Here is a 9,102-nt window from a genome sequence, read left to right as displayed (position 1 = left end):
CTACTTCCGAAACTTGAGTAATTATACTACATTGACAAGTCTGTATATCAGTGGTGAAGGAACTTTTAATTTTGACTACTACGGTGGCGAATATATGAATCGCCATGCACAAGACCTATGGGGATATTATAACGGAAAACTAAGTAATGCTACTTTGATTCCGAGTTTTAGGATGCAGGTAGCAGGAGAAACGGGACAGACGCGTCTTTATGTTTATGAAGGCGCAGACCGCAGTACGGATGCTACCGCCATGCAGAGTTTTATGCTGAAGAAAGTCACTTACCCCACAGGGGGATATATGGGGATAGAGTATGAACCCCATCAATTTGAACCGCATTTGATATTAGACATCTTGTTAAACGGAAGTTATACATCCAGTCTCACCGAAGGCGGAGGAGTAAGGGTAAAAAGAACAATCAGCAGTCCCGGGCATGGATCTCCCGAAGTTATCCGTACGTATAAATATGGAACGAATGAAAGCGGCAAAGGCAATATTGTAGACGCTCCGGAACTTCGCTGGTTTGTCAATGACCAATTCTGCTATCGTAAAGACATGTTGGTATATGTTGGTACTGTATTCGGTGGTTATTATGCAACTTATGAATATGAATTAGCTTTCAGCCAGAAGATCATCGGAAATACAGGCGCTAACGTGGCATACCCCACTTACAACCCCAACGTATGGTATCCGGTAGTAACCGAATATGAGGGAGAAAACAAGGCTGTCAGCTATTTTACATATTATACCAACACCTCATACATACTACACCAACCTAATACAGGTGGACATGGAGAAGGGGGTAGCAGTACTCCGTTCTATATACAGAACTATGTCAATCTGGCACAGAAGGGATCTCTTTTAAATAAAAAAATCACTTTCAAGAAAGAAGGAATAAACTATATCCCGGTAGAGAAAACTGAATATAATTATAACACTTTCAGCAGCCCTGGATGTACTAACGTATTTAATACCATGAGCAAAAGGCTTTATTCGGATGAATATGGTTACGATTTGCCTCCATATCACAAGTTTGCCAGCCCCAAAGCTTTCTATGTTGGCAATTACTGGATTAACCTTCAGAAATGGAAAGTCAGCCGAGAAAAGAAAACCCTCTATTACGGTACGGACTCCGTTGCAACGGAAAAGAATGTAGATAGCAGGTTTCATGACAACAGGATGTATCTCCCTTATGCCACAACAGTGACCGACAGCAAAGGAGACATCTATTCGGACTACATTTACTATCCGTACGACACCGAAATCACCACCCTGATGAATACGACCCAGCGGGCGGCATTAAGCTCTTTGAAAACCGAGAACCGCATCGCCACTCCCCTGGTGCATGTCCGCAAGAAAGGAAACCTGGAGTTATACAAGAAAGTGGTTCAATATAAAAACTTTGGCAACAAGCTCCTGTTACCGGAAAAAGAATACTTCAGAAAGAATACCGGACCCGAAGAGGCGCGTATCAGTTATCTGCGATATGACAGCCGGGGCAATCCTTTGGAAGCCATTCAGGATAACTCCGTTAAAATCGTGTATCTGTGGGGGTACAACTCACTTTATCCCGTAGCCAAGATAGAGGGTGCTACGTATGCCGAAGTAGAAGGTTGGTTGGGGTCTTCCACTATCAGCAATCTGGCAAACAGCAACGCTCCCGAATCTCTTCTAAATACTGTTCGCAATACGCTTATTGTTCTTCCGCTCGCAGACAGGGGTGTACAGGTAACCACTTACACCTATCAACCGTTAGTGGGTATCACTTCTGTTACTGCCCCGACCGGCGAAAAGACTACTTACGAGTACGACAACGCCGGACGCTTGGTAACCATAAAAGACCATAACGGCAAAACCGTAGAGCAATATGAATACAAATTAATAAACGAATAAACTATGATACCAAGCATGAAGAAGTTATTCATTCTCACATACTTACTTCTGTCCTGCCTTTTCAAAATGCATGGACAGACTTTTAACGGTTTCCCGTTGGTATCCATGTCGGACGCTACCAATTACTCCCTTTCGGAGATGTATTCCATGTCCAGCTTCAGTGCCGGGTATTTCTATTGCCATTTCTATGTCACAAAGGAAGTAGACGTGGAAATCGACCACTGCGGCTCCGATCCTTCGGAATCAAACATGAGTTTATTGAATGCCAGCGGTTACCCCGTTGCCTTGAGTACGCCCTACAACTACAAGGCGTGCGGTCAGCTTGCCGGTCTGAAAGCGGTCAATCTTCCTCCCGGCGATTACTACATTGGTAATGACTTCCCCACCAGCAACAGCAGTGACTACATTAACATCAGCATCGTCACCCGCGACGCCCAAAACCCCGCGGGCAACCGGATGAGCAACGCCATCAATGTTGGTACCCACTCCAATGCGTTCAGTTATTCGAACACCCTCGACACCAATCCGATGACGAACGACTACCCCGGCAGGTCGACAAAGGATGTGTACTACACATTTACTTTGGCCTCTCCGATGGATATCACTCTTTCTCATTGCGGTTCCGCCCTTGCCGATACGTATATTTCCCTGCTTAATTCCTCCGGGACTCTTATTGCATCCAACAACGACCACTCCGATACGCAAGCGTGCAGCAATACCCGGCAAGCCTATCTGAAACAGACGAACCTGGCTGCCGGCGTGTACTATGTAGTAAGCGAGGGCTACACCCTGAACGGCAGTATCACTACCCGCATAGAAGGAACGAAAGGCATCGGCATGGATTTGGGAGACGACCATAACTACATCATCACCCGCACATATACAAACGATGCCGGTACCCAGTATCTGGACAATGTTCAATACCTCGACGGTATCGGTCGCCCCGTGCAAAGCATCCAGCGCAAGATTACCCCTTCGGGTAAGGATCTTGTGATGCTTCAAGAGTATGACGCCTATGGGCGCGAATCAAACACTTGGCTTCCGGGAACGTCTACGGGCGACGGGAGATATGTATCCCCCGAAACGGTAAAATCCTCCGCAAGGACATTGAATGCCGACCAAAACCCCTACTCACGCCAGGTGTATGAAGCCTCCTCCCTGGAACGTGTATTGGAGCAGTACGGACCCGGGACAGCCTGGCATACCAACTCCCGTCGGGTAAAGGCCGATTACTTCACCAATATCTCGGGTAATGACACGCTGAACTGCGTGCTTTATACAGTTCCTGACACTTCCCTGTCGGCGGATACGTTGTTAACCATCACTCGCCGTGGATATTATCCTACAGGCTCACTGCATGTCACCCGCACAGCCGACGAAGACGGTAACACCTCGTTTGAGTTTAAGGACAAGCTGGGACAGGTAGTGCTTACCCGGCAAATAGTACGCAGCGGCAATACGAAAGTCTTGCATGACACCTATTACATATATGACGATTACGGCAATCAAACAGCCGTTCTTTCTCCGCTCGCATCGGACGCCATGAAGGGCAGTACGACCGTTTCCTGGACGAACGCCAACTCCGTCGTCCTGCGCAACTATGCCTACCTGTACAAGTACGACCATCGCAACCGCTGTAAAGCTAAACGTCTTCCGGGCGGCGACTGGACATATTATATATATGATACTTCCGACCGACTCATTTTCTCACAGGACGGCGAACAGCGCCGGAAGTCTCCGAAGGAATGGGCATTTACTATCACCGATGCCTTCAATCGCGTCTGCCTGACAGGCACCTGCACGAACACTTACAATGCTTTGGCTACCACCCCTGCACTGAACGGCATCACAGTGAGAGCCACCCGTAACAATACCACCGGTACTTACAGAGGATACACCATTTCGGGCGTCACACCGACAAATCCCGCCGTGCTCTCTGTGAACTACTACGACGACTATGATTTCTTAGGGACGAATAACATACCCGCTAACACGGACGACAGAGTTAAGTACACTGCCGAATCCGGCTACGACACCTGGTATGGAGCGGATTATACCTCCGCCCGCAAGAGTCTGAATGAAGGAAGATTGACCGGCATGCTGACCGTCCGCCTTTCACCCGACGGCACGATACTTTCTGCCGCAAACGACTTGTACTGCGTGATGTACTATGATTCGAAAGGCAGACTGGTTCAGTCCAAATCCAACAATCACCTTACGGGTGGCACGGAAAAGGAGTACTACGCTTACAGCTTTACCGGGCAAATCCTCAAACGGAAGCATGTGCATGCCGCCATGGGCAAGTCCACGCAGACGGAAGTCTATACGTACACTTATGACGCCGCCGAACGACTCACCACGGTAAAGCATAAGCTGAACACCGGCAGTGAAATAACCATCGCCGCAAATACCTACGACGAACTGGGACGCCTGAAGACCACCCAACACAATGGGGTAGCAGCGTTGAAGAGCACCTATACTTACAATGTGCGCTCGTGGATGAAGTCAATCTCTTCCACCCTGTTCACCCAGACGCTGTATTACAATGATGCTTACGGCAGCAACACCGTCCGCTATAACGGTAACATCTCCGCCATGAGCTGGAAGCTCTCCAACGAGAGCAAGACCAGGGGATACCGGTTCACATACGACAACCTCTCGCGGCTTACCGCCGCAGGTTACCTGGAGAACGGGACGGCGAACAGTAATTTCAATACCACATACGCCTACGACAAACACGGTAACATGACCAGCCTGATGCGCCGTGGCAATACCGGTACCTCGAGCTACGGCATTATCGACAACCTGACAATGACTTATGCGGGCAACCAGCTCATAAAAGTTGAAGACTCGGGAGCGAGCGTCAGCCTATCCGCTTCAATGGATTTCAAGAATGGTTCCAGTACCGCCCGTGAATACTATTACAACCGGAACGGCAACCTGACGAAAGACGCAAACAAAGGTATCAGTAGTATTACGTATAACATCCTGAACCTGCCGGGCACTATTGTTATGCCTACTTCCCCCGGTTCCACGAGTACTTCTTCCAACCTTTATACGTACGCCGCCGACGGAGAAAAATTGAGCACGAGCATCAGCGGAAAGACCACAGATTACTGCGGTAGCTTAATCTATGAGAACGGAACGCTGAAACGTATCCTCATTGAGAGCGGTTACATTGAAATTGCAAATGGCGGCACAAGCGGAACATACCACTTCTACCTGACAGATCACTTGGGCAATAACCGCGTGGTAGCCAACGCGAGCGGAACAATCGTCCAGACTAACCACTATTACCCTTATGGTATGTCATTCGCAGAAGGTACGCAGACTTCGTCACAGCCTTTCAAGTTCGGAGGAAAGGAACTGGATACGCAGAAGGGGCTGAACTGGTATGACTTCGAGGCAAGATGGAAAGATGATTGGAGTTTCCCGACGCCTGACCCGCATTCCGAGAGTTATTATAGTTGGAGTCCGTACGCATACTGTGGTGCAAATCCCATTCTTCGTAGCGACCCCACAGGGATGGACTGGTATGTAGATAAGTATGGGAATTATTTTTGGCAAGAGGGTGAGGAAGAAGTGGAAGGTTATACCCGAGTTGGAAATACCATTTCCATTCGGTTGAATGAAAATTCGTATTTCAACGCCTATCAGAATGCCGGTGTCTGGGCTAATAAACCCGTTAGTGCCTTTGATTTGATAGCCATGAGTCCTAAATTGCAGAACCAATTCCTGGGTAAGGACAGCCCCTTGTCGGAGAACTCTAAATCAGAATTGTATAATTCATTGAGAGATAGAGAATTGAACAACATCGGACGCCGGATAGGAGAGACAATTGTAGAACTTGCGGCTTGGGAATTTGGAGGTGCCATGCTGGGGAAAATGATCGGCGGACTGGTTGGTTGGGCGACTAAAGGAGCTACAGCGGCTAAAGGAGAAATGACGGTCTACAGGTCTGTAACAGCGGGAGGCGTTGTACAATATGTGGGCATTACCAATAATTTTTTAAGAAGATCAGCGGAACATTGGGCTTCGAAAGGAATTGTAATACGAGAGTTAATACCAGGAATCTCCAAAGCGGATGCAAGAGCTATAGAGCAGGCGTTGATAGAAATACATGGCTTGGGTAAGAATGGCGGTACTTTACTCAACAAAATTAATAGTATATCGCCAAAAAATCCGGTGTATGCAGCGCAACTGCAAAGAGGACTTGAATTATTAAAATCAATCAAATACAAACCTTAGATTTGCAGGATATATTAACAATTAAATAGAAATTGATAACTTTGTAGTATGAAAAGAATTAAGTTAGGAGACATTTTTGAGATTAATACGCCTGAAGGAAAGGCATATTTACACTACATCTATAGAGATGAGTCATTAGGTGAATTAATAAGGGTTTTGCCTGGGTTATATGTTGAAAGACCGACTGATTTTAATGAGTTGGCGGCTTCCAAAGAAATGTATATGATATTTTTTCCACTTCCGGCATCCTATAGGGGAAAGATGGTGGAATTGGTTGGCTATTATCCTGCCGATAAATTCGGAATGCCTAAATATATGAGAGAGGAGCTTATTATAAGAGGTGAATTCTTAGGTTGGTATATTATTAATATAAGAACTCGGCAAAGAAAATTGGTAAAAACACTTACGAAAGAGCAAAAGGAACTATCCTCTTGGGGAACTTGGAATGGCGCATTTTTAATTGAAATGCTAACCAATGGTTGGACTTTAGAGAACTGGGGTAGTGAATGGACTTCTGACAAGAAATAACTTTAATTATATCAATAAGTCCTTGCTAATTCTTAATCAATAAGAGAATCGGTAAAAGATGGAGTTGTTGAACCTAACAAACCATAATTAAGGTGCGTTACTGAAGTATCTTCCTGCATTTTTTAATTTTATTATATTATGAATATTGAAGATTTTTATGATTTTGGAAGTAAATTAGTTTCATCAACATTTCTAGCATGCGCTGTTGGGCTGAAAGAATTTCATCCAATTGTTCCTAACAAACATTACATATTTGATGAACACAGATTAATTCAAGGAGATTATGATAGTATTTCTTTTCCAGTTGTATTCAAACAGGAGTATGGAAAAAAGTTGCAGGACTTGTTAGATACAGGTTGGGCAGATTTGTATCTAATTTCTAACAGGATGAAAGCAGCCTTTGAAGATAATCATTTGACCGGTTGGAAAACTTTTGAAATAAAAGTATTCACAAAACGAGGAGAAGAAATACAAGGCTACCATGGCTTGTCAATTACCGGTAGATGTGGTAAAATTGATTACAGTAAATCGGAAATTATTAAAAAGCGGCTTGTACCAGAAGGGCCTTTGGGTAGATACTACAAAGGCTTGTATGTTGGTTTGGACAAGTGGGATGGCAGTGATTTTTTTCTGCCTGAAAAGAATTTTGGAACAATCATAACAAGTAAGGTTGCTGATGTGTTGAAAAAGAACAAGTTTATCAACATCAATCTTGTAAATCTTGCAGATGTCGAAATTCCAGATTTTGCTATACCAAATGCACATTAACCCAGAAGCCCCACATGGTAATGTTTTTGAACTTTTTATACATTCAAGTAACCCAAAATTAGTATCATGAAAGGAGTAAAAGATTTAGTTGAAGAGTTTCGCCAGAGAGCTATTAAGCACTATAAATATAGCTTGGAAGGTGATTATAAACATGGAAATGCAGAGATAAAAGGGATAAACAAAGTTTATGCTGCAATCAAAAAACAAGAGGAATTAGAGGAATTGCTGCAATTAATTTACTCTGACACTCCAGAAGTTGTATCTCTTGCTGCAACATACTGCATGAAATTTAGTCCAGAAAAATGTTTAGAAGCACTAAATAAATTATTTAAAGAAGATATTCCGCTTATTAGTTCTGGGGCTAAGTATGCTATTCAGAATTGGAACAATAATAAATGGTATATCGATTAATATATTTATCAAATATATTATAAATAGTAAAGCACTCTGGATTATCATGTACAATATGATTTAGGAATTCAAATATTAAAAAAACGGTAGGAAACCATGATAAAATTGAAAGATACAAAAACAGCATTAGAAAAGTTCGAGGAAGCGGCATCTAAACATGCCGAAGCCACAGAACAAGGTGATTATAAAACAGCAAATAGATGTTATGCTATTATAGTTAAAGCCATAGCGTTCCTAAAGGAACAAAATGAAATGCATCAATTGCTAAAAAGCTTAAATCACAACTCTGTTGGTGTTCGTATATGGGCGGCTACTTATCTTTTAGCAGTAGAAGAACGGGAAGGAATACGAGTATTAGAACAAATTGCGAAAGGAACAGGAATATGTACTTTTACAGCAAAGACAACTCTAAACGAATGGAAAAAGGGAAATTTGAAATTATAACATTGTTTGCAATTATCTCAATATAGCGAAAAAGGGACTCTTGTTTGAAGTGTACCTGATACAGCAGATAAAAAACACACCATGATTACAGTAGAAAAAATTAGAATATATCAACGCTTTAACGGTGATGCTGATGGTTGGGCAAGAATTGGAACTAAAGAAGAAAAATTAGTTATGAATAGCAATGATTGGTTTTTAATTGAAGGTTTTATTCAAGATTTACATTTAGTAAAAAAAGGATTAACTTCTGATACTTTCATAATTTCGCTAAATGAAAGATTAAAAGAAGAATGTGATAGCGAAGAAACTATTCAAGCAATAAAGGATATAAGTATAGTAGGTATTCATTAGATCATTATAAATCCTTTGTTCCATTAAGGTGCGTTACTGAAGTATCTTTCTGCATTTTTTAATCTTATTATGTTATGAATATTAAAGAGTTTTATGCTTTTAGAAACAAATTAGTTTTATCTACATTTCAAGCACATGCTGTTGGGCTGAAAAATTTTCATCCAATTGATGCAGACAAACATTACATCTTTGATGAACACAGATTGATTCAAGGAGATTATAATACATTAATGATTATCCGCATACTGTCCGTTAAAAGCTTAACGCATAATTAACATTACGCGAATGAATTTATTTACATATATATTTTCGTATATTGCTGATATTCAGTATATTTATGGTGTAAAATCAAACGAGCACTACATTATGAACATACTGAATTTTATGCAATGTTTCCCTGATGAGGCTTCTTGCATAGCCTATCTAAAAGAACAGAGAGAGCAATCTGGCGTTGTCTGCAA

At 42.8% G+C, this 9,102-nt stretch carries 8 protein-coding genes and 1 pseudogene; all 9 read left to right on the top strand.

The annotated features are described in order from the left end of the window. Nucleotides 1–1,891, top strand: a 1,891-nt coding sequence (locus tag B2Z67_RS07160; protein WP_291529134.1) for an RHS repeat domain-containing protein, incomplete at its 5' end; no start/stop codon positions are given. 15 nt (nucleotides 1,892–1,906) lie between these two features. Further along, nucleotides 1,907–6,139 carry a DUF6443 domain-containing protein gene (locus B2Z67_RS07155; RefSeq protein WP_291529133.1) on the top strand — a complete coding sequence of 1,411 codons (4,233 nt, stop codon included), beginning with the start codon at nucleotides 1,907–1,909 and terminating at the stop codon, nucleotides 6,137–6,139. A gap of 48 nt (nucleotides 6,140–6,187) precedes the next feature. Continuing rightward, nucleotides 6,188–6,667 (top strand): hypothetical protein, encoded by a 480-nt coding sequence (locus B2Z67_RS07150; protein ID WP_291529132.1) that lies wholly within the window; start codon nucleotides 6,188–6,190, stop codon nucleotides 6,665–6,667. Nucleotides 6,668–6,805: 138 nt separating this feature from the next. Continuing rightward, the gene (locus B2Z67_RS07145) at nucleotides 6,806–7,435 is read left to right on the top strand and encodes an imm11 family protein (protein WP_291529131.1); all 630 of its coding nucleotides are present in this window, start codon (nucleotides 6,806–6,808) and stop codon (nucleotides 7,433–7,435) included. Nucleotides 7,436–7,501: 66 nt separating this feature from the next. After that, the gene (locus B2Z67_RS07140) at nucleotides 7,502–7,846 is read left to right on the top strand and encodes a hypothetical protein (protein ID WP_291529130.1); all 345 of its coding nucleotides are present in this window, start codon (nucleotides 7,502–7,504) and stop codon (nucleotides 7,844–7,846) included. Between the two features lie 96 nt (nucleotides 7,847–7,942). Beyond that, on the top strand, nucleotides 7,943–8,290 hold the full coding sequence (locus B2Z67_RS07135) for a DUF2019 domain-containing protein (RefSeq protein ID WP_291529129.1): 348 nt from the start codon (nucleotides 7,943–7,945) through the stop codon (nucleotides 8,288–8,290). 81 nt (nucleotides 8,291–8,371) lie between these two features. After that, complete coding sequence (locus B2Z67_RS07130; protein WP_291529128.1) at nucleotides 8,372–8,641, top strand: hypothetical protein; 270 nt, start codon at nucleotides 8,372–8,374, stop codon at nucleotides 8,639–8,641. 74 nt (nucleotides 8,642–8,715) lie between these two features. Continuing rightward, nucleotides 8,716–8,916: a hypothetical protein gene (locus B2Z67_RS07125; RefSeq protein ID WP_291529127.1), complete on the top strand. Its 201-nt coding sequence runs from the start codon at nucleotides 8,716–8,718 to the stop codon at nucleotides 8,914–8,916. 91 nt (nucleotides 8,917–9,007) lie between these two features. Further along, a pseudogene (locus tag B2Z67_RS07120) lies at nucleotides 9,008–9,102 on the top strand (IS1595 family transposase); the annotation flags it as partial.

The organism is Bacteroides sp. UBA939, assembly GCF_002293435.1.
Classification (GTDB): Bacteria; Bacteroidota; Bacteroidia; order Bacteroidales; family Bacteroidaceae; genus Bacteroides.
The sequence above is the reverse complement of the archived record's forward strand: the minus strand, read 5'-3'. Positions and strand labels throughout refer to the sequence as shown.

Coding starts and splice junctions, on each gene's coding strand:
- B2Z67_RS07125 (WP_291529127.1), top strand. CDS start 8,716: ATGAATATTAAAGAGTTTTATGCTTTTAGAAACAAATTAGTTTTATCT.
- B2Z67_RS07145 (WP_291529131.1), top strand. CDS start 6,806: ATGAATATTGAAGATTTTTATGATTTTGGAAGTAAATTAGTTTCATCA.
- B2Z67_RS07155 (WP_291529133.1), top strand. CDS start 1,907: ATGAAGAAGTTATTCATTCTCACATACTTACTTCTGTCCTGCCTTTTC.
- B2Z67_RS07150 (WP_291529132.1), top strand. CDS start 6,188: ATGAAAAGAATTAAGTTAGGAGACATTTTTGAGATTAATACGCCTGAA.
- B2Z67_RS07130 (WP_291529128.1), top strand. CDS start 8,372: ATGATTACAGTAGAAAAAATTAGAATATATCAACGCTTTAACGGTGAT.
- B2Z67_RS07140 (WP_291529130.1), top strand. CDS start 7,502: ATGAAAGGAGTAAAAGATTTAGTTGAAGAGTTTCGCCAGAGAGCTATT.
- B2Z67_RS07135 (WP_291529129.1), top strand. CDS start 7,943: ATGATAAAATTGAAAGATACAAAAACAGCATTAGAAAAGTTCGAGGAA.